The 20,687-nt window shown below is 71.7% G+C and carries 18 protein-coding genes; 8 read left to right on the forward strand and 10 right to left on the reverse strand.

Annotation, left to right across the window (positions count from 1 at the left end; all coding sequences use genetic code 11):
- Positions 1–158 precede the first annotated feature (158 nt).
- Together ACSC1Q_RS42330 and ACSC1Q_RS42335 are read left to right on the forward strand one after the other, a co-directional pair.
- The gene (locus ACSC1Q_RS42330; protein ID WP_436764394.1) at positions 159–1,412 is read left to right on the forward strand and encodes a type 2 periplasmic-binding domain-containing protein; all 1,254 of its coding nucleotides are present in this window, start codon (positions 159–161) and stop codon (positions 1,410–1,412) included.
- A 347-nt stretch (positions 1,413–1,759) separates the two neighbouring features.
- A complete protein-coding gene (locus tag ACSC1Q_RS42335) occupies positions 1,760–2,986 on the forward strand; it encodes a saccharopine dehydrogenase family protein (protein WP_436764395.1) in 1,227 nt (408 codons plus the stop codon).
- Between the two features lie 34 nt (positions 2,987–3,020).
- On the opposite strand, the gene ACSC1Q_RS42340 is transcribed toward ACSC1Q_RS42335, so the two are convergent.
- The 4 genes from ACSC1Q_RS42340 to gabT all read right to left on the reverse strand — a co-directional run bounded on the left by ACSC1Q_RS42340 (position 3,021) and on the right by gabT (position 7,010).
- A complete protein-coding gene (locus ACSC1Q_RS42340) occupies positions 3,021–4,274 on the reverse strand; it encodes an RNA polymerase sigma factor (RefSeq protein ID WP_436764396.1) in 1,254 nt (417 codons plus the stop codon).
- Entirely contained in the window at positions 4,271–4,624 is a 354-nt protein-coding gene (locus ACSC1Q_RS42345; RefSeq protein WP_436764408.1) for a YciI family protein, read from the reverse strand. Before ACSC1Q_RS42345 ends, ACSC1Q_RS42340 begins: the two co-directional genes overlap by 4 nt.
- 545 nt (positions 4,625–5,169) lie before the next feature.
- Positions 5,170–5,412 carry a hypothetical protein gene (locus ACSC1Q_RS42350; protein WP_362834458.1) on the reverse strand — a complete coding sequence of 81 codons (243 nt, stop codon included), beginning with the start codon at positions 5,410–5,412 and terminating at the stop codon, positions 5,170–5,172.
- Between the two features lie 245 nt (positions 5,413–5,657).
- Positions 5,658–7,010, reverse strand: coding sequence for a 4-aminobutyrate--2-oxoglutarate transaminase (gene gabT / locus ACSC1Q_RS42355; protein ID WP_436764397.1), 1,353 nt, complete (start codon positions 7,008–7,010; stop codon positions 5,658–5,660).
- 85 nt (positions 7,011–7,095) lie between these two features.
- Between gabT and ACSC1Q_RS42360 the strand changes: the two genes are divergently transcribed.
- On the forward strand, positions 7,096–8,580 hold the full coding sequence (locus tag ACSC1Q_RS42360; RefSeq protein ID WP_436764398.1) for a PucR family transcriptional regulator: 1,485 nt from the start codon (positions 7,096–7,098) through the stop codon (positions 8,578–8,580).
- A gap of 10 nt (positions 8,581–8,590) precedes the next feature.
- On the opposite strand, the gene ACSC1Q_RS42365 is transcribed toward ACSC1Q_RS42360, so the two are convergent.
- Positions 8,591–9,226, reverse strand: a complete 636-nt coding sequence (locus ACSC1Q_RS42365) for a TetR/AcrR family transcriptional regulator (protein ID WP_436764399.1) — start codon at positions 9,224–9,226, stop codon at positions 8,591–8,593.
- A 212-nt stretch (positions 9,227–9,438) separates the two neighbouring features.
- Between ACSC1Q_RS42365 and ACSC1Q_RS42370 the strand changes: the two genes are divergently transcribed.
- Positions 9,439–10,866, forward strand: coding sequence for an aldehyde dehydrogenase family protein (locus ACSC1Q_RS42370; RefSeq protein WP_436764400.1), 1,428 nt, complete (start codon positions 9,439–9,441; stop codon positions 10,864–10,866).
- 44 nt (positions 10,867–10,910) lie between these two features.
- Here ACSC1Q_RS42370 and ACSC1Q_RS42375 read toward each other — a convergent pair whose 3' ends face one another.
- Positions 10,911–11,957 (reverse strand): trypsin-like serine peptidase, encoded by a 1,047-nt coding sequence (locus tag ACSC1Q_RS42375; protein ID WP_436764401.1) that lies wholly within the window; start codon positions 11,955–11,957, stop codon positions 10,911–10,913.
- A gap of 53 nt (positions 11,958–12,010) precedes the next feature.
- Positions 12,011–13,198: a trypsin-like serine peptidase gene (locus ACSC1Q_RS42380; RefSeq protein WP_436764402.1), complete on the reverse strand. Its 1,188-nt coding sequence runs from the start codon at positions 13,196–13,198 to the stop codon at positions 12,011–12,013.
- 224 nt (positions 13,199–13,422) lie between these two features.
- On the opposite strand from ACSC1Q_RS42380, the gene dxr reads away from it, so the two are divergent.
- From dxr to ACSC1Q_RS42400, 4 genes are all read left to right on the forward strand, one after another.
- A complete protein-coding gene (gene dxr, locus ACSC1Q_RS42385) occupies positions 13,423–14,607 on the forward strand; it encodes a 1-deoxy-D-xylulose-5-phosphate reductoisomerase (protein ID WP_436764403.1) in 1,185 nt (394 codons plus the stop codon).
- A gap of 35 nt (positions 14,608–14,642) precedes the next feature.
- Positions 14,643–15,812: a flavodoxin-dependent (E)-4-hydroxy-3-methylbut-2-enyl-diphosphate synthase gene (gene ispG / locus ACSC1Q_RS42390; RefSeq protein WP_350972916.1), complete on the forward strand. Its 1,170-nt coding sequence runs from the start codon at positions 14,643–14,645 to the stop codon at positions 15,810–15,812.
- A 370-nt stretch (positions 15,813–16,182) separates the two neighbouring features.
- Positions 16,183–17,793, forward strand: a complete 1,611-nt coding sequence (locus tag ACSC1Q_RS42395; protein ID WP_436764404.1) for an alpha/beta hydrolase — start codon at positions 16,183–16,185, stop codon at positions 17,791–17,793.
- A gap of 60 nt (positions 17,794–17,853) precedes the next feature.
- Positions 17,854–18,696 (forward strand): GNAT family N-acetyltransferase, encoded by an 843-nt coding sequence (locus ACSC1Q_RS42400; RefSeq protein ID WP_436764409.1) that lies wholly within the window; start codon positions 17,854–17,856, stop codon positions 18,694–18,696.
- An 18-nt stretch (positions 18,697–18,714) separates the two neighbouring features.
- On the opposite strand, the gene ACSC1Q_RS42405 is transcribed toward ACSC1Q_RS42400, so the two are convergent.
- The 3 genes from ACSC1Q_RS42405 to ACSC1Q_RS42415 form a co-directional block, all read right to left on the reverse strand.
- On the reverse strand, positions 18,715–19,092 hold the full coding sequence (locus ACSC1Q_RS42405) for a DUF3037 domain-containing protein (RefSeq protein WP_436764405.1): 378 nt from the start codon (positions 19,090–19,092) through the stop codon (positions 18,715–18,717).
- On the reverse strand, positions 19,089–19,907 hold the full coding sequence (locus tag ACSC1Q_RS42410; protein WP_436764406.1) for a HipA family kinase: 819 nt from the start codon (positions 19,905–19,907) through the stop codon (positions 19,089–19,091). The genes ACSC1Q_RS42405 and ACSC1Q_RS42410 overlap by 4 nt, the downstream gene beginning before the upstream one ends.
- Before the next feature lie 567 nt (positions 19,908–20,474).
- The coding region (locus ACSC1Q_RS42415) for a hypothetical protein (RefSeq protein ID WP_436764407.1) at positions 20,475–20,687 on the reverse strand (213 nt) is incomplete at its 5' end.

The following is a 20,687-nucleotide window of genomic DNA, read 5'->3' on the forward strand; positions in this document are numbered from 1 at the left end:
CCTCCTGCCGGGGCGCGGGCTCGCGTATTCTCCGGCCTCCTCCGGCGTCCCCGGTTCCTCCGGCGCGGCGTACGGGGCCGTGCGCCGGCGGGCCCCGGGGCGGGCGAACGGCCGGTAGGCTCCCGGGCAGATCGGTGGCGACGTCGGGAGGAAACCTCGTGGGCCTCGTGGGCAGGGACAGGCTCCGCCGGGCGCGTCTCGGAGCGCTGCTGGGAGTGGGAGGGCTGGCGCTCGCCGCCTGCGCCCAGCCGGGAGCCGTGAGCGCGGCGCGGCCGGAGCGCGGCCCCTCGCCCTCCGCCACGTCCGTGACGCCCGGCACGACACCCACCCCCACCCCCACCTCCACCTCCACCTCCACCTCCACGCCGACGCCGACGCCGTCGGCGTCCATCGGCAAGGGCGAGGGCACGCTCCAGGTGCTGACCTTCCAGGGGTACGTCGAGTACGGCGGGACCAGCTCGCGGGCCAACTGGCTCGCTCCCTTCGAGCAGGAGACCGGCTGCGTCGTCAAGCTCGACCGGGTCCGCACGAGCGAGGAGATGGCCGCCAGGTTCGCCGCGGGCACCTACGACGCCGTCTCACCCGCCCCCGACCTGGCCGGACAGCTGGTGGCGCAGGGGAAGGTGGCGCCGCTGGACACGGGGCTGGTCGCGGGCTACAAGCACATCCCCAAGCGCCTGCGCGAGCTGCCCGGCCTGCGCGAGGACGGCAAGGTCTACGGGATCCCCTACCTGTGGGGGGTCAACCAGGTGGTCCACGAGGGCGACGGGCCCGAGGGGCCGGCCGCGCTCTACGGAGCGGCCCCGGCGGCGATCAGGAACAGCCCGCTGAGCATCGCCGACGCCGCGCTCGCCCTCGGCGGGGCGCTTCCCGGACCGGAGGTCGAGGATCCGTTCCAGCTCACCCCCGCCCAGCTCGACGCCGCCGTGAAGCTCCTCGCGGAGGGCGACGGCCCCGGCCGGGTCTACTGGGACGACTCCCTCCAGCTGGTCAGGGCCCTGTCGGCGGGGCAGGTGCGGATCGCCCAGGCCCTCCCGTACCACCTGGACCTCTTCCAGCGCGCGGGGCGGCCGGCGAGGGCGCGGGCGGGGACGCCGGTGACCGGGTGGGTCGACTCGTGGATGCTCGCGGCCAGGCCCGCCAGCCCCAACTGCGCCTACCGGTGGCTGAACTGGGTGAGTTCGGCGGCGGCGCAGCGTCCCTCCGCGGCCTGGACCGGGCTCGCCCCGGCCAACCCGGAGGCGTGCGGCGGGCAGGCCCGCCGGATGTGCGAGATCTACCGCGTGCGTGACGGCCGGTGGCTGCGCGACATCCGCTTCGCCGCCCGTCCGACGCGCGATTGCGGGAGGCGGGGTGGGGAATGCACCGATTACGCCGATTGGGCGGAGCGCTGGAAGCAGCTCGTGAAGTGACCGGTTCCCCTCGGGGCCGGGCCTGAGGGGGCTGATCTTGGTGGATCCGGTCTTGACGGATCGGGTCCCGGTGGGGCTGCTCTTGATGGGGCAGGTCCTGATGGGCCGGTTCCGAAGGGTCTGGTTCTGAGAGGTCACTGACGGATCGAGGCCCGGTGAGGCCGGTCCGGGTCTGGCGGGGCGGGGGCCCGCCGTCTTCCTCGCGTGCGCCCTCCTCCCGGCATGCCCGTATATCCCGCCTATGGCCGCGCTTTTCGTTGTCTTGATCGCTTTCCGCGATGGATTCGGTGGGAAAATCATGGTCCGCGTATCGACTGGTCGACCAGTCAGTGGGTAGGCTACCCGCCATGAGAATCCTTCTTGTTGGAGCGGGCGGCGTCGGTTCCGCCGTCGTGCCGATCGCGGCGCGCCGAGATTTCTTCGAACACATCGTGGTCGCCGACTCCCAACAGGACCGGGCCGCCGCCGTCGTGGCCAAGATCGCGGATTCGCGCTTCAGCGCCATCGGGCTGGACGCCTCCGACCGGGCGGCGGTCGAGGCCGCCCTCGCCGAGCATCGCTGCGACGTGCTCTTCAACGCTGTGGATCCCCGCTTCACCATGTCCCTGTTCGAGGCGGCGCTCAACGCCGGGGCCCGCTACCTCGACATGGCGATGTCGCTGTCACGGCCCCACCCGCGCAGGCCGTACGAGCTGACCGGGGTGAAGCTCGGCGACGAGCAGTTCGCCCTCGGCGAGGCGTGGCGCGAGAGGGGCGGGCTGGCGCTGGTCGGCATGGGCGTGGAGCCGGGGCTGGCCGACGTGTTCGCGCGCTACGCCGCCGAGCACCTGTTCGAGACCATCGAGGAGATCGGCATCCGCGACGGCTCCAACCTGGTGGTCGACGGCTACGACTTCGCGCCGACGTTCTCCATCTGGACGACCATCGAGGAGTGCCTCAACCCGCCGGTGATCTGGGAGAACGGCGACTGGCACACCACCGAGCCGTTCAGCGAGCCCGAGATGTTCGACTTCCCCGAGGGGATCGGGCCCGTGGAGTGCGTCAACGTCGAGCACGAGGAGGTGCTCCTCGTGCCCCGCTACATCGACGCCAAGCGGGTGACGTTCAAGTACGGCCTGGGCGAGGAGTTCATCGGGGTGTTGAAGACCCTGCACAAGCTCGGCCTGGACAACGCGGACAAGATCAAGGTGGGCGGGGTCGAGGCCTCGCCGCGCGACATGGTCGCGGCCAGCCTCCCCGACCCGGCCACGCTCGGCGACCGGATGCGCGGTAAGACCTGTGCCGGGACCTGGGTGAAGGGCGTGGGCAAGGACGGCGCGCCGCGCGAGGTCTACCTCTACCACGTGGTCGACAACGAGTGGTCGATGCGGGAGTACGGCTGCCAAGCCGTGGTCTGGCAGACGGCCGTGCACCCGGTGGTCGCCCTGGAGCTGCTGGCCACCGGCGCCTGGTCGGGCAGCGGGGTGCTCGGCCCCGAGGCGTTCGACGCGGTGCCCTTCCTGGAGCTGCTCAACGCCTACGGCTCGCCGTGGGGCATGCGCGACGAGACCACCAGGACACTCCTGTCCGCCTGACGCCCGTTCCGTAGACTTACTTCGTAAAGGCCGCCTAGGGTTCGGATCGCGTCAGCCGGGCGGCCCTGCCCTCCAGGTAACGCTGCTCGGGGAGGCTGGTGGTGCGGCGCGCGGCCTCCCGATAGCCGGCGCGGGCGGCCTCGCGGTCACCGGCCGTCTCCAGCAGGTGCGCGCGCACCGCGTGCAGGCGGTGGTGCCCGGCCATCCGGTCGTCGGCCTCCAGGGTCTTGAGCAGGTCGAGCCCGGCCCCCGGGCCCTCCACCATCGCGAGCGCGACGGCGTGGTTGAGCGTGACCATCGGGTTGGGGGCGAGGCGTTCGAGCAGCCGGTACAGCGCGAGGATCTGCGGCCAGTCCGTCTCCTCCGCACGCGCCGCCTCGGCGTGCACCGCGGCGATCGCGGCCTGGAGCTGGTACGGGCCCAGCGGGGCCCGCGCCAGCGCGCCGGTGACGAGCGCCACCCCCTCGGCGATCGACGTCCCGCTCCACAGGCTCCGGTCCTGCTCGGCGAGCGGGATGAGCGCGCCGCCGGGGCCGGTGCGCGCCGGACGCCGGGCGTCGGTGAGCACCATGAGGGCGAGCAGCCCGGTCACCTCGCCGTCGCCGGGCAGCAGCCCGTGCACCGCGCGGGTGAGCCTGATCGCCTCGCCGGTCAGCTCGCGGCGCTGCAGGTCCGGGCCGGAGGTGGCCGTGTAGCCCTCGTTGAAGATCAGGTAGAGCACGTGCAGGACCACCCGCAGCCGCTCGGCCCGCTCGGGCTCGGGAGGCAGCGCGAAGGGGACGTTCGTGCTCTTGATCCGCTGCTTGGTCCGGCTGATGCGCTGGGCCATGGTCGCCTCGGGGACGAGGAACGCGTGGGCGATCTGCGCGGTGGTCAGGCCGCCGACGGCCCGCAGGGTGAGCGCGATCTGCGAGGCCGGGGTGAGGACGGGGTGGCAGCACAGGAACAGCAGGGTCAGGGTGTCGTCCTGGCCGCCGGTGGGTCCGGCGTCGGCGGCGGGCGACAGGAACTCGTCGGCGGGCGCCCGCGCCGCGACCATGTTCTCCCTGCGGTTGCGCGCGTACTCGCTGCGCAGCTCGTCGGTGAGCCTGCGGGACGCGACCGTGATCAGCCAGCCCCGGGGGTTGTCCGGCGCGCCCTGCTCGGGCCACTGCAGGGCGGCGGCGAGCAGCGCCTCCTGTACGGCGTCCTCGCACGCGTCGAAGTGCCCGTGGCGCCGGACGAGCACGCCGAGGACCTGCGGCGCGAGCTCGCGCAGCAGGTCCTCGGCCTTGGTGGGGGCGGTCACGCCTCGGTGCCGGTCCCGTCCATGATCGGCCGTAGCTCCATCGCGCACAGCCGGGCGTCCGGCCAGCGCGCGGCGATCTCCACGGCCCGCTCGGGGGTCTCGCAGTCGATCACGCAGTATCCGGCCAGGTGCTCCTTGGCCTCCAGGAACGGCCCGTCCGTGGTCGCGAGGGCGCCGTCACGCACCTTCACGGTCTTGGTCTGCGACGGGTCGGCCAATGCCTGCCCGCCGACCCACTCCCCGGAGTCGGCGAGCTCCTGCATGATGACCCCGGCCTCGCCCATCAGGCCCTCGATCTCCTCCTTGGAGAGGGTCTCCCAGATCGCGGGGTTGCTGTAGATCAGCAGCATGTACTTCACGGTCTCGCTCCTCGTGCTCGCGGCGCCCCGCGCGGGCGCCTCTCACAGGCAGGTCGGAGCGGGGTGCCCGGTCTCGACATCCGCTCGCGGGGGAATCCTTCGGGGGGCGCGGATGCCGTCCCCGGCCGTACGGCGGTTCGATCCCGGGCGTGCGGGCGCGCTCCGGTGCCCTGGTGCTCCGATGTCTCGATGGGGAGAAACTACCGGAGCGGGCCGCTTCGGACGGGCCGTCGGGCCGGTCGCTCGCGGCGGGCCGCCGGGAAGCCGGTTCCGGTGGGTCGTCGGGCGGGTCGTTTCCGGTGGGCCGCCGGGAAGCCGGTTCCGGTGGGCCGTTGAGCGGGTCGTTTCCGGTGGGCCGCCGGAAAGCCGGTTCCGGTGGGCCGTTGAGCGGGTCGTTTCCGGTGGGCCGGTTCCGGTGGGTCGCTTTCCGAGGACCGCGGGTGAGCCGGTTCCGGCGGCCGGCGCGGGGCTCGTGGGCCCGCACCGGCGGTCCGGGAAGGGTTTGGAACGCGGGGAGGTCCGGAATGCGGAGAGGTTCAGAAGAAGGCCGCGCGCCGGGGAAGGGAGCGGGTGTCGTCCTGCTGCGGCAGCAGCGCGTCGGCGCACTCCGGGCAGGCGAAGAGAGCTGTGCCGTCGGGAAGGCGGCCGATCCTGATCCGCGGGCGGGGCCACTTCTTGTGGCAGGCCACGCAGGCGTCGCCCTCACGCTGGGTGCGGGTCAGCCCCTCGGGATCGAAGGTCATCGTGACGTGTGCCGTTCTGGGCGGCCCCCAGTTCATGCTAAATACCTCCAGCGTGGTGACCCCTTGTTTTCTCCCGTGGCTCGGCCGCGGGGAGGACGTCGACACGTTTCCTGTGTTGATCGCGCACTTTCTTATCGGAACCGTTATAACGCGGTCGCGGCTCGTGATCGCTGTGGCGGATGTCAAGCGGGGGTTAAATCACGGCCTACATGCGGACCGTATAACGGCAAAAGGGACACTCGGCATCAAGCCGGGTGCCCCTTTTGGTGCGTTCTAAACGATCAGACCTCGTTCAGGGCCTTCTCCAGGATCGCGAGCCCCTCCTCCAGGAGGTGGTCGGGGATGACCAGCGGAGGCAGGAAACGCAGCACGTTGCCGTAGGTGCCCGCGGTCAGCACGACCAGGCCCTCGGCGTGGCACCTCCTGGCGATCTCGCCCGCCGCCGTGGGGTGCGGCTCCTTGGTGCCGGGGACGACCAGCTCGATGGCGATCATGGCGCCCCGGCCGCGCACGTCGCCGATCACCGGGTGCCGCTCCGCCATGGCGCGCAGCCGGGGGAGCATGGTCTCGCCGATCCGGCGGGCCTTCCCGGTCAGGTCGTCGGCCTCGATGCTCTCCAGCACGCCCAGCGCCGCCTCGCAGGCGAGCGGGTTGCCGCCGTAGGTGCCGCCCAGGCCGCCCACGTGGACCTTGTCGAGGATCTCGGCGCGGCCGGTGACGGCGGCGAGCGGCAGGCCGCCCGCGATGCCCTTGGCGGTGACGATGATGTCGGGCACGATGCCCTCGTCCTCGCAGGCGAACAGGTGGCCGGTGCGGGAGAAGCCGGTCTGGACCTCGTCGGCGACGAAGACGATGCCGTTGGCGCGGCAGAACTCCAGGATCCTCGGCATGAAGCCCCTGGCGGGCTCGATGAAGCCGCCCTCGCCCGCGATCGGCTCGATCACCACGGCGGCGACGTTCTCGGCGCCGATCTCCTTGGTGATCTGGTCGATCGCCTGGGCCGCGGCCTCCTCGGCGCAGTTCTCCGGGCCGGTGGGCCAGCGGAACGGGTAGGCCAGCGGCACCCGGTAGACCTCGGGGGCGAACGGGCCGAAGCGGTGCTTGTACGGCATGTTCTTGGCCGTCAGCGTCATCGTCAGCAGGGTCCGGCCGTGGTAGCCGTGCTCGAAGACGACGACCGCCTGGCGGCCGGTGGCGTGCCGGGCGACCTTGACCGCGTTCTCCACGGCCTCGGCGCCGCTGTTGAGCAGGAAGGTGCGCTTCTCGTGGTCGCCGGGGGTGATCTCGTTGAGCCTCTCGGCGACCCGCACGTACGACTCGTACGGCGTGACCATGAAGCAGGTGTGGGTGAAGTCCGCGACCTGCCTGCGCACCCGCTCGACGACGCGCGGGGCGGAGTTTCCGGCACCGGTCACCGCGATGCCGGAGCCGAAGTCGATCAGCGAGTTGCCGTCGGCGTCGAGCACAACGCCGCCCCCGGCGTGCGTCACGAAGACGGGCAGCGTGGTGCCGATGCCCGGGGGCACGGCGGCCTGCTTGCGCGCGAGCAGCTCGCGGGACCTCGGGCCGGGGATCTCGGTGACGAGGCGGCGCTCCTGCGGAAGCGAGGGGCCGCCCTCGGTGACGGTGCTCATGATGTGAAGCTATGTCGCGAATGCCGGTGTGCCGATGATGCACTATGGCAAAATTGCCAGCAGCGGAATAGACATAACGTACAAAATGGGGGTGGTGGTGGCGCCGACGCTGAGCACCGTGGTGCGGTTGCCGCCGCTCGGGCTCGTCGTGCTCACCGGGCAGGAGGCGCTCGACCGGCCGCTGCGCTGGGTGGCGGTCAGCGAGCTGGAGGACCCCACCCCGTTCCTCGAAGGCGGCGAGCTGGTCCTCACCACGGGCATGCGCCTGGACGACCGCAACGCGGGCCCCTACGTCGAGCGCCTGGTCGCCAGGGGGGTCGCCGGGCTCGGGTTCGGCGTCGGGCTCGGGCACGAGACGATCCCCGAGGCGCTGGTCGAGGCCGCCGCGCGGGCCGGGCTGCCGCTGGTCGAGGTGCCGCGCGACACCCCGTTCGTCGCCATCGGCAAGACGGTCAGCGAGCTGATCGCCGCCGAGCACTACGACGAGCTCAGCAGGGCCTTCGCCGCACAGGGCCGCCTCACCCGCGCCGCGCTGCGCCCGGAGGGCCCCCGCGCGGTGATCGACCGCCTGGCCCGCGAGCTGGGCGGCTGGGCGATCCTGCTCGACGAGGCGGGAGCCGTACGGCACCTGGCGGGCGGGGGCGCGGCGGCGGCCGCCGGGGACCTCGGCCCCGAGCTGGAGCGGCTGAGAAGGATCACGAGCCAGGGCGCCCCCGCGAGCGTGGCCCTCTCCTCGCCCGAGGAGCACGTCATCGTGCGGCCGCTCGGGGCCCGCCGGGTCAGGGGATTCCTCGCCGTCGGCATCGGCCGGGCCTTCACCCCGGTCGCGCACACCGTGGTGAACGCCGCCGCGTCGCTGCTGACCCTCGCCGTCGAGCACGGCGGGGAGCACCTGGCCGCCGAGCGCCGGGTCCGCTCCGCGGTGCTGCGGCTGCTGCTGGCCGGGCAGGTGGACGCCGGGCGCGAGACGCTGGAGCGGCTGGGGGAGCGGCTCGACGACGGGCCGCTGGTGGCGGTCGCCTGCGCCGGAGAGCCGGAGGCGCTGCTGGAGGCCGCCGGGAGCGAGTTCGCGGCGGCCGACGGCGACATCGACGGTGACAGGGTGGTCCTGCTGGTCCCGGCCTCGCGGGCCGCTGCCGTGGCCGCGAGGCTCGGCGAGCACGGTCTCGTCGGCGTCGGTGATCCGGTGGGTCTCGGCGATCTCCGCGTGGGGCTCGACCAGGCCGTCCGGGCGCTCGCCGCGGCCGGGCGCGGCACCGCGCGGGTGGTGGGTTTCACCGACCTGGCGGGCCAGGGCCTGCTCTCCCTGCTCGACCCCGGCGTGGCGGAGGCGTTCTCCTCGGCACTGCTCGCCCCGCTCAGGGAGTACGGCTCGCGCGCGGACCTGCTGGGCTCCCTGCGCGCCTACCTGGACTGCAACGGCCACTGGGACGCGGCGGCGCAGCGGCTCGGGGTGCACCGCCACACCCTGCGCTACCGCATGCGCCGGGTCGCGGAGCTGGTGGGCCGTGATCTTGAGGATCCCGCGGTCCGCGCCGAGCTCTGGGTCGCCCTGGCCGTCGCCAGGTGACCGGGCGCCGTCAGGATCGGTGGCGGTCGACGACCAGGTAGCGGGAGATGACGGCGTATGTGACCGTGTCATAGGTGTTGCTGTCGCGCAGGTGCCCGGCACGTTCCAGGCTGATCGCGCCCTGGGCTGCGGCCCACACGGCGTCGGCGATCTTCCTGGGCTGGGTGGGGACGATGTATCCGGCCGAGATGCAGTCGGCGATCACCCGGTCGATGATGTTCAGCGCCGCGCGGGCGAGGGTCCTGGCCCGCTCGCTCGGCACGAAGCCGGGGATCGCGCGCTCGAACATCAGGGCGTAGTAGCCCGGCTCGTCCAGCGCGGCCTCCCGGTAGACGGGGCCCAGCGCGATGAGGTGCTCCAGCGCGTCCTTGCGCGAGGGCACGGCCTCCAGGCGGCGCCGGAAGCGCTCGAAGCCCTCCAGGTACAGCGCCTCGGCCAGGCCCTCCTTGCTGCCGAACATGGTGTAGATGACGGTCGTCGAGCAGCCCGCCTCGGTGGCGATGCGGCGCATCGACAGGCTCTCCGGCCCGATGGTGACCAGCAACTGGCTGGCGACGTCGAGCAGCCTGGCGCGGAGCTGGTCCTGGGAGGCCCGCTCACCGACCAGATAGGCGCCCTGAAGGCCGCGCGGCGCCGAGGAGGTCATGCGCCCACGCCCTTCCGCTCTTGTCGTCCATCCGGTGACTTAGCCACGCTCAGGATCATTCAAACCGGCACCTTATAAGGAATATCCCCGAATACCCCTGTTTCCGTTACAGGGATGGGAGGACGGGTTTTATGCGGAACGGTGTGCCGCCCCGGGGCTGTTGTGCGGAGTGGAGTAAGGCCGCCTCCGCGCCGGTGACATAGCGTCGAGGCATGGACGTGCGCCCCTTCTGGCTCGCCGGACGCCCCGCCACGGGCGAGGCCGAGCTCACCGTGACCAACCCGCATGACGGCCGCGTCGTCGCTGTCTGCTCCGTGCCGACCGACGAGCAGGTCGAGGAGGCCGTCGCCGCCGCGGCGGCCGTGCGGAAACAGGCGGCCGCGCTCCCGATCCACGTGCGGGCCGAGGCCCTCGCGCACGTCTCGCGCCGACTGGCCGAGCGCGCCGACGAGATCGCCGCCCTGATCACCGCCGAGAACGGCAAGCCGATCTTCTGGGCCCGCGGCGAGGTCGGCCGCGCGGTCTCCACCTTCAGGTTCGCGGCCGAGGAGACCCGCCGCCTCGGCGGCGAGACCGTGCGCCTGGACACCGAGGCCGCCTCCGCGGGCCGCCTCGCCTACGTCTCACGCGTCCCGTACGGCCCGATCCTGGGCATCAGCCCGTTCAACTTCCCGCTCAACCTGGTGGCGCACAAGGTGGCCCCCGCCATCGCCGCCGGGGCCCCGATCGTCCTCAAGCCCGCCCCCGCGACGCCGGTCTCCTCGCTGGTGCTGGGCGAGATCCTGGCCGAGACCGACCTGCCGGAGGGCATGTTCTCCGTGCTCCCGGTGTCCAACGACCGCGCCGGAGCGCTGGTCGAGGACCCGCGCCTGCCTGTCGTCTCCTTCACGGGCTCGGCGCCCGTGGGGTACGCGATCATCGACCGGGTCCCGCGCAAGCACGTGACCCTGGAACTCGGCGGCAACGCCGCCGCGGTCGTGCTCGCCGACGCCGACCTCGACTGGGCCGCCTCGCGGATCGCGCTGTTCTCCAACTACCAGGCCGGTCAGAGCTGCATCGCCGTCCAGCGGGTGATCGTCGAGGCGTCGGTCCACGACGACTTCGTGGCCCGGCTCGTCCCGGCCGTCGAGGCCCTGGTCACCGGCGACCCCGCCGACGAGAAGACGCAGGTCGGCCCGCTCGTGTCGGCCGAAGCCGCCGAGCGCGTGGAGGAGTGGGTGGGCGAGGCCGTCTCGGCGGGGGCCCGCCTGCTGACCGGCGGCACCCGCGACGGCGCCACCTTCGCGCCGACCGTGCTCGCCGACGCTCCGGCCGACGCCAAGGTCTGCCGCGAGGAGGTCTTCGGGCCGGTGATGGTCGTCCAGAAGGTGTCGGGGGTGGACGAGGCGTTCGCGGCGGTCAACGACTCCAGGTACGGGCTGCAGGCCGGGGTGTTCACCCGCAGCCTCGACAACGCATTCCGGGCCAACCGGGAGCTTGAGGTCGGCGGTGTGATCATCGGTGACGTGCCGTCGTACCGTGCCGACCAGATGCCCTACGGAGGGGTGAAGGACTCGGGCGTCGGCCGCGAGGGCCTCCGCTCGGCCATCGCCGACCTCACCTACGAGAAGGTCATGGTCCTCACCGGCCTGACCCTCTGAACCGGCCGCGCCTCCGCACCGGGGTCACGACGCGTCACGACGCGTCACGACGCGGAGGCCGCGGTGTAGAGGGTCTTGGCGGAGGCGCCGAAGTAGGGGCCGTACATGGTGTGGCGGTCGTCGCTGTACTTGAAGCTGCTGACCGAGACGATCGTGCCCCGGCCGGTGGCGGCGTCGAAGCCGCTCAGCCACGGACCTCCGCTGGATCCGGCGGTCATGTCGCAGCGCATGCCCTGGTCGCCGGTCTGCCCGTTCGGGTCGTCGCGCAGCGGGCCCGCGCAGTAGACCAGGTGCTCACCGTCGTACGGGGTGTCGGCGGGGAAGCCGAAACCGCTGGCGAGGCGTCCCCGGGGGGCGCCGAAGGCGATCTCCTGGCCGCCGACGGCGTCGCCGAGGTGCCTGCCGCCGCTGGTGTTGACCGCCACCATGCCGATGTCGTGGCTGTCGTCGCCCTCGCGCGACCAGGGGCCCGCGACGAACATGCGGCGCGCGGTGTACTGCCCGTACGGGCGGCGGCCCTGGCTGTATCCCGGGACGAAGGTCCAGTTGTCGGCCCAGGCGCCGGTGCCGTCCTTGACGCAGTGGCCCGCGGTGACCACCAGGTCCTTGCTGGCGCTCCTGACCGAGCTGGCCGAGCACACGAAGTCGCTGCCCTTGATGGTGAGGAACACCCGCCCCGTGGTGCGCCCCACCGCCCCGCCGGAGGTCCAGCGGGCGCCCGCGGTGCGGGACGCGGCGCCGTGCGGGCTCCGGCGGGGGGCCACCCCCTGCCCGGCGGCGGAGAGCCGCCTGAGCATCCCGGTGACCTTGGCGAGCCGGTCGACGGGGAGCGCCGAGGCCATCCGGCGGGGGGTCCAGTAACCGAGCACGCGCTCCCGCTCCGACGCGGTGGGAGCGGTCGCGTGCTCGACGACGTCCGGCATGCCGGACGCCGAGCCTGTTCTTCGTACGAAGGGGGTGACGAGGGTCTTCACGGCCCGCTGCCCGAACGCGGTGGCCGTCTGCCAGGTGGTCGTCGCGCCGGTCGTCGGGGCGCTCAGCAACCCGGCGACGAGCGGGGCGGCCGCAAGCAGGGGGAGGCTTGAGGTCATGAAACCCGAGTTTGCACTACGGCGGGTGTTCTTGTGATTACTTCTGGTGAATATCAGGGGGTGCCGGTGGTCTGGGCGGCCTCGTAGACGGCCCGCGCCTCGGTCCCGAAATAGGGGCCGAACATCCAGCCGGTGGCGAAGGCGTACTTGAAGCTGTTCACCGAGTTCAGGGTGCCCAGGCCGGTGCTCTCGTTGAAGTCGAGGAACCAGGGGCCGCCACTCGATCCGCCGGTCATGTTGCAGTTCAGCCCGATGTCGCGGGACATCAGGAAGTCGTCGAACGCCCGCCCGGCGCAGTAGACCAGCTTGGAGCCGTCGTACGGGGCGGCGGCCGGGTAGCCGAAGGAGTGCATCTGCCGGCGGCGCGACTGGTTGAAGGAGACCCCCTGGCCGCCGACCACGTCGGTCAGCGACTTGCCGTTCAGCGGGGCCACCACGGCGGAGGCCACGTCGTAGTTGACGTCCTCGCTGTTGTTCCACTGCGGGGTGGTGTAGAGGGTGGTCGCCACCCAGGTGCCGTGCGGCCGCTCGCCGTTCTGGTAGCCCGGCACGAACACCCAGTTGCCGTGGAAGGCGCCGCCCATCCGCACGCAGTGCCCCGCGGTGATCACGGTGCTCTTGTTCTCGCTGGTCACCGCGTTCGCCGAGCACGAGGCGTTGCGGCCCTGGTAGGTGAAGAACACGCGTCCCGCGGTCTTGACGATCGCCCCGCCGCGGGTCCACGCCGCGCCGGTGGAGGCGCGGGCGGCCGCCTCGCCCTTGGTGGCCGTGACGGTGTCGCCGTCGGGCTCGGTCGCCGGGACGGAGACGGGGTCGGCCGCGGCCTGGGCCGCGATCGCCCCCGCGGTGAGCCGGGCGCCGTCCTTCTCGGGGACGAGGGCGGCGAGCGGCTTGGCCGCCTCCATCTTCGCCTCGGTCCAGTAGCGCTGGACGGTCTGCTGCTCCTTCTTGGTGTCGGCGGCCTCCTTCTCGACCGGCTGGGGGACGGCCCGCGCCGGGGCGGCGCCGCCTCCGCTCGTGCCCGTCGCGCCCGCCGTGACGTCCGCTGCGGCGTCCGCTGCGGCGTTCGACGTGGCGTCCGACGTGGCGTCCGACGTGGCGTCCGACGTGGCGTCCGACGTGGCGCCTGCCGTGACGCCCGAGGTCGTGTCCGCCGTGGCGCCGTGCGCGATCGTCGCGGAGAGCAGGGTGCTTCCCGCGATGGCGGTGAGTATAGGGACGAGCCGTGCCTTGCGCCGCATATGTACCTCCCGAGGGCCTGTTGCTGTTTCGGGAAGCTAGTGCGCCGTACGTGCGCATTTCTCAGGCTTTACAACTATTGATATGACGAAATTCGGACTTAAATACCGCCTTTTATCGCGTGTTCCATGCCTAACAGATTTTCGCCATGATCCGGGCCGATCAAGAGCGGCGCGACCCGGTACGGCCGGTTCGACAGCGCGGTCCGAGCCGCGAGAATGGGGCGGTGCAGCCAGACACCGTCCGTTCCGTCGTCCTGCTCGGCTCGACCGGGTCCATCGGGACCCAGTCCCTCGACGTCATCGCCCGAAATCCCGGCAGGTTCCGGGTGGCCGCGCTGGCCGCCTACGGCGGCCGGATCGACCTGCTGGCCAGGCAGGCGGCCGACTTCCGGCCCGACGTGGTCGCCGTCGCCGACCCCGCCGCCGTGCCGGAGCTGCGCGAGGCCCTGACCTCGTACGGGGTGGACGCGCGGGTGCTGGCCGGGCCCGAGGGGGTGGCCGAGGCCGCCGCCTGGCCCGCCGACGTCGTCCTCAACGGCATCACCGGGGCGCTGGGGCTCACCTCCACGCTGGCCGCGCTGGAGGCGGGCCGGGTGCTCGCGCTCGCCAACAAGGAGTCGCTGATCGTCGGCGGGCCGCTGGTGAAGCGCCTGGCCAAGCCCGGCCAGCTGATCCCGGTCGACTCCGAGCACGCCGCGCTGGCCCAGTGCCTGTGGGCGGCAGGGCCCACCGGCCCCGACGCCTCCGCCGTGCGCCGCCTGGTCGTCACCGCGAGCGGCGGGCCCTTCCGCGGCAGGTCGCGCGCGGACCTCGCGGACGTCACCCCCGAGCAGGCCCTCGCCCACCCCACCTGGTCGATGGGGCCTGTCATCACGGTGAATTCCGCCACACTCGTCAACAAGGGCCTGGAGGTCATCGAGGCCCATCTGCTCTTCGACATCGGCTTCGACCGCATCGAGGTCGTCGTCCACCCGCAGTCGGTCATCCACTCGATGGTCGAGTTCGTCGACGGCTCGACCATCGCCCAGGCCAGCCCGCCGGACATGCGCCTGCCCATCGCGCTCGCCCTCGGCTGGCCCGAGCGGGTCGCCGACGCCTCCCCGGCGGTCGACTGGACCACCGCCCACACCTGGACGTTCGAGCCGCTCGACGACGAGGCCTTCCCCTCCGTCGCGCTGGCCAGGCACGTCGGCGCGGCCGGCGGCACGGCCCCGGCCGTCTACAACGCCGCCAACGAGGTCTGCGTCGAGGCCTTCATGGCCGGTCGCCTCCCGTTCCCCGGCATCGTCGACACCGTGGCGGCGGTGGTCTCCGAGCACGCCGTGACCGAGGCCGGTTCGGTGGCCGAGGTGCTCGACGCCGACTCCTGGGCACGCATCCGGGCACGCGAGCTCACTGAGACTGCCTAGACTGATGAGTGTCGTCGACTCTTCAAGGGCTGAAAATGACTTCTGTTGCTCTCGGAATCCCGTCCGTAAGGACCAGGCCGATCGCCGAGCGACGCATATCCCGTCAGATCATGGTCGGCTCCGTCCCCGTGGGCGGGGACGCGCCGGTCTCCGTCCAGTCGATGACCACCACGGTCACCGCCGACGTCAACGCGACGCTCCAGCAGATCGCCGAGCTGACCGCCTCGGGCTGCCAGATCGTCCGGGTCGCCGTCCCCTCGCAGGACGACGCCGACGCGCTGCCGATCATCGCCAGGAAGTCGCAGATCCCGGTGATCGCCGACATCCACTTCCAGCCGAAGTACGTCTTCGCCGCGATCGAGGCGGGCTGCGCGGCGGTCCGGGTCAATCCCGGCAACATCAAGAAGTTCGACGACAAGGTCGGTGAGATCGCGCGCGCGGCCGGCGAGCGCGGCGTGCCGATCCGGATCGGCGTCAACGCGGGCTCGCTCGACCCCCGCCTGCTCCAGAAGTACGGCAAGGCCACCCCCGAGGCGCTGGTGGAGTCGGCGCTCTGGGAGTGCTCGCTGTTCGAGGAGCACGGCTTCCGCGACATCAAGATCTCCGTCAAGCACAACGACCCGGTCGTGATGGTCCAGGCCTACCGCCTGCTCGCCGCCCGGTGCGACTACCCGCTGCACCTCGGCGTCACCGAGGCGGGCCCGGCCTTCCAGGGCACGATCAAGTCCGCGGTCGCTTTCGGGGCCCTGCTCGCCGAGGGCATCGGCGACACCATCCGCGTGTCGCTGTCCGCCCCTCCGGTCGAGGAGGTCAAGGTCGGCAACCAGATCCTGGAGTCGCTCAACCTGCGCGAGCGCGGCCTGGAGATCGTCTCCTGCCCCTCCTGCGGGCGCGCCCAGGTCGACGTCTACACCCTGGCCGAGCAGGTCCAGGCCGGGCTGGAGGGGCTGAAGGTCCCGCTGCGCGTCGCGGTGATGGGGTGCGTCGTCAACGGCCCCGGCGAGGCCCGCGAGGCCGACCTCGGCGTCGCGAGCGGCAACGGCAAGGGCCAGATCTTCGTCAAGGGCGAGGTCATCAAGACCGTCCCCGAGTCGCAGATCGTGGAGACCCTGATCGAGGAGGCCCTGCGCCTCGCCGAGGAGATGGGCGTCGAGGTCGACCTCGACGACGACGCCCCGGGCCCCCAGGTCGTCGTCGGCGGCTGACCCGCCTCCCCGGCCATCCGGCCACACCGACCCGCCCGCTCCCGGGATCTCACCGGGGTGCGGGCGGTTCCGCGTGACGGGCCTCTTCGCGGGCGGTTTCGTATGACGGGCCTCTCTCTCGCCGGGCCCGCGCCGGGGTGGGCCGGGTCTCCCGTGACCACCGCGTACCGGACCTGTGCCGAGGTGGGCCGGGTCTTCCCTGACTTCCGCGACTTCCGCGACTTCCGCGCGACGGATCCCCGTTCGACCTCGTGTCATTACACTTAGCAATCATCTGACTACACTTTGCCAGGCATCCGGCTGTGTTCCGGATGATCGCGCCGCCCCCGGGAGACCATCGCCTCTGCCGTACGAGTAGGGGGACCGCAAAGTGAAGAAGAGGGTCGTCGGGATCGCCGCGAGCATCGCGATGCTGGCCGTGGCGGTGGGGGTGCCGCGGGGGGCGGTGGCCCAGGAGAGGCAGGAGCTGGTCTGGGGGCCCTGCGAGGGGGCGGCCTCGGTGGCCGGGGCGGTGTCCGCTCCCGCCGGACGGGCGGACAACCAGATGGAGTGCGCCACCGTGCGGGTGCCGCTCGACTACGCCAACCCGCAGCAGACCATCGGCATCGCCCTGAACCGGATCAGGGGGAAGGCCACCCACGACCGTCTCGGCGCGCTGCTGGTCAACCCGGGCGGCCCCGGGGCGTCGGGCCGCGACCTGGTCAAGGGCGTCGCGGCGGGGCTCCCCGAGGGCCTGGCCGACCGGTTCGACGTGATCGGCTTCGACCCGCGCGGGGTGGGGGCGAGCGAGCCCGCGCTGAGGTGCGTAGACCCCGAGAGATACTACGAGGCGCCCCGCCCCGACCAGGTGCCCGCCACCAGGCGCGACGAGGGTGTGCTGATCGCGCGGGCCCGCAAGTACGCCCAGGCGTGCGGCGAGCGGTGGAGCTGGATGCTGCCGCACATGACCACCGAGAACTCCGCCAGGGACATGGACGTGATCAGGGAGGCGCTCGGCGAGTCGAAGATCAGCTTCCTGGGTTACTCGTACGGGACCTATCTCGGCGCGGTCTACGCGACGCTCTTCCCCGACCGGCTCAAGCGGCTCGTCCTGGACAGCGTGGTCGACCCGCGCGGCATCTGGTACCGCTCGAACCTCGACCAGAGCATCGCCTTCCAGGACAGGCACGAGGACTTCCTGAAGTGGATCGCCCGCCACAACCCGGTCTACCGGCTCGGGGCCACCGAGAGGGCGGTCTCCTTCGCCTGGGACGCCATGCGGGACCGGCTGGCCGACCGCCCGGCCGGAGGGGTGGTCGGCCCGAGCGAGCTCGACGACGTCTACACCCTGGGCGGTTACTCCGACGCCATCTGGCCGCAACTGGCCAAGGCCTTCTCCGCCTACGTCAAGAAGGGGGAGGCGACCCCCCTGGTCAACACCTACCGCAAGCACGCGGTGAACGACGCCAAGGACGAGAACAGCTACGCGGTCTACCTCGCGGTGCAGTGCCGCGACGCCGCCTGGCCGCGCGACTGGGCCCGCTGGCGGACCGACATGACCAAGGCGAACGCCAGGGCGCCCTTCCTCACCTGGCCCAACGCCTGGTACAACGCGCCGTGCGCGTTCTGGCCCCAGCAGGCGGGCAGTCCCGTGCGGATCCGTGACAGCGCCGAGCTGCCGCCAGTCCTGCTGATCCAGGGCGAGCGCGACGCCGCCACCCCGTACGCAGGCGCGGTGCGGATGCGCGCCCTGTTCCACCGCTCCCGGCTGCTCGCCGTGCCGGGCGGCAACCACGGGGTCGCCCTCAACGGGAACGCCTGCGTCGACCGGCGCCTGGCCGCCTACCTCAGGGACGGCACCCTTCCCGGTGCCCGTCAGGCCCCCTCCGGCGCCCCGGACGCCCGGTGCCCGGGAATCCCCGCTCCCGTACCGGTGGTCGCCCCCGCGACCGTCCGCGTGCCCGCCGGGCATACGGCGGGACGAGGTGACCGAAGCAGGTAGATGAGAGGCTCTGTGTTGGTTCCTGCCAAATTCGAGGGGGTCGCGTAGGCTGAGCACGTGATGCTGCGCACAACGGCGTCGCGCGTGCTCGACGACAACGATCGAGACGAGGTCCTGGCGCTCCTCGACACCGACCCCGTCGGCAATGTCTTCGTCGCCTCCAGGGTCCGTTCGGTCGGGCTCAATCCGGCCAGGCTCGGTGGTCAGATGTGGGGGTTCGGGCCGCGCGGCGGCCTGACCTCCATCTGTTACGCCGGGGCGAACCTGGTTCCGGTCAACGCCGGTACGGACGCCGTCTACGCCTTCGCCGATCGCGCGCGCAAGCAGGGCCGCCGCTGCTCCTCGATCGTCGGCCCGGCGGACGCGGTGGAGGTGCTCTGGGAGAGGCTGGAGCCGTACTGGGGGGCCGCCCGCGCGATCCGCTGGGCCCAGCCGGTCATGGTGATCGCCGAGCCGTCACCCGTCCCCGTCGACCCGCTGGTGCGGCGCGTCCGGCCCGACGAGTTCGACATCCTGCTTCCGGCCTGCGTGGCGATGTTCACCGAGGAGGTGGGCGTCTCCCCGGAGGCCGGGGACGGCGGCGCCCTCTACCGGTCCAGGGTCGCCGAGCTGATCAGGATCGGCAGGTCCTACGCCCGCATCGAGGGCGGCAAGGTCGTCTTCAAGGCCGAGATCGGCGCGGTGACGCCGCACGCCTGCCAGATCCAGGGCGTCTGGGTCCACCCCGACCTGCGCGGCCGCGGCCACGCGGTGGCCGGGATGGCCGCGGTGATCAAACACGCGCTCGACTACTTCGCGCCGGTGGTGTCGCTGTACGTCAACGACTACAACGCCCCCGCCAGGGCCGCCTACCGCAGGGCCGGTTTCGTCGAGGTCGGCACGTTCATGTCGGTACTCTTCTGAGTTTTTGTGAGACCGGGCTCAGGGAGTGCGGACCAGGCGGGTCACGAGGTGCTCCAGCTCCGTCTCCGGGTCCGCGGTGAGGCCGGCGTGGACCGGGCCGGTCTGCACGATCGTGCTGCGCGGGGCGGTCAGCCAGCGGAAGCGGCTGCCCAGCGGCTCCTTGGTCAGGGGCCCCGAGTCACTGTCGCAGGAGCGCTGGTAGGCGCCGAGCGCGTGCCGTACCCCGTCGAGGTCCACGCCGGTGTCGAGGGCGCGCAGGCGCGCCTCGTCCAGCTCCACCCGGGCGCGCAGGTAGCCGCGGGGCTGGCAGTACAGCAGCACGCCGGCGTTGATCAGCTCGCCGCGCTCCACGCGGGGGATGACCCGGATGACCGCGTACTCGTAGACGTCCTTCACCGGTTGTCCTTCCAGAACGCGCCCACCGAGCCGGTCTTCCTCTCCTGGTCCTGCTGGGGCTCCCGGCCCGACGGCTGAGGCAGCCAGGTGCGCGGCCCCTGCGCGCGGGCCAGCAGGTGCTCGACGTACGCCTGCCGCACGGCCTGCGCCCCGTCGAACCCCGGCTCGTCCTCCAGCCACTCGTCGGGGACCTCGTCCACCACCCCGTCGAGCAGGTCCCTGGTGATCAGCTCGCTGAACTCGGCGTCGGCCTCGGGCATCCGGGTGGCGAAGGGCGCCATCACGTGGTCGCCCGCTTCGAAGTCGCGCAACGGGTTGGCCGAGGGCCAGTTGTGGTGGAACCAGAGCGCCGCGCCGTGGTCGATCAGCCAGGTGTCGCCGTGCCACAGGAGCAGGTTCGGGTTGCGCCAGCTCCGGTCGACGTTGTGGATCAGCGCGTCGAACCAGAGCAGGCGGGAGGCGAACCCCGGCTCGGGGGGCCAGGCCAGCGGCTCGAAGCCCAGCGCGCCCGGCAGGAAGTCGACCGCCAGGTTGTTGCCCTCGCTGGCCTTGAGCAGATCCTGGATCTCCTCGTCGGGCTCGCGGGCGCCGAGCTGCGGATCGACGTCGATCACCTTCAGCTCGGGCGTGCGGAATCCCAGGCGGCGGGCCAGCCCGGCGGACACGATCTCCGCGACCAGGACCCGGCGACCCTGCCCGGCGCCGCGGAACTTCACGACGTGGGTGCCGAGGTCGTCGGCCTCCATCACCCCGGGCAGCGAGCCACCCTCGCGCAGCGGTGTCACGTAACGGGTGGCTTTGATCGCTTCAAGCACCTGGCCAGGCTACCGGGCCGGCCTGCGGGTGTGGGTCTCGCCGGCCGGAGGTGACCACGTGACCCGACGTGTGCTTCCGCAGTGGACCGCGGAATGTCCGCGTGGGAACGGAGAGCGAGGGCGGAGGCTGGAACTTGGGAACGATCTCCTCGACGAAGCGTTTTCAATATCGAGAGCGTCGCTTGCCCTGAAGAGGCTCTCGATTGGGGCATCGGATCCTGGGGACCGCTGTCTTATCGGGAGTCTCTTCTTCTCATCTGCCACCGCAATGTGTGAAACCTCACCGGCCAAGGACGTCAGGTTCGAAATGGCTCAGTGTGCAACCGTTGGGAATCAGCGGTTGCACACTCTGCAGTGAGCCTTTTGCCCTTCCCGCCATCGGCTCGGGAGGCGATACGGACCTGCTTGAGCTGGGAACGCAGAAGGCGGTCGGCCACAGGTGACCGACCGCCTTGGCGGCTGCTGAAAGCTAGCGAAGACATCCGCCGGACTTTCCAGCCTCGCCGGTACTCCGATCTAGTGACGCAGCTCTATCGCATTGATCTGCATGCTCCTGGAAACTGCTCGTTAGCCGTAGACGAAGTCCCAGCCGATCAGCTCGGTGGTGCAGCTTTTGGTGAGAACCCAGGGATAGTAACGGGTGGCGGTCCAGATATCGGACTGCCAGTCGCAGTCCCAGACGCCCTGAACCCAGTTCGTGTCCGCAGCGCCGCTTCTTGAGCATTCAAGGGTGGCTGCTTTGACGGTCGGGTTGACTCGCCTTCCGTCACAGTTCCAGAC

Source organism: Streptosporangium heterodermiicola, assembly GCF_051390675.1.
GTDB lineage: Bacteria > Actinomycetota > Actinomycetes > Streptosporangiales > Streptosporangiaceae > Streptosporangium.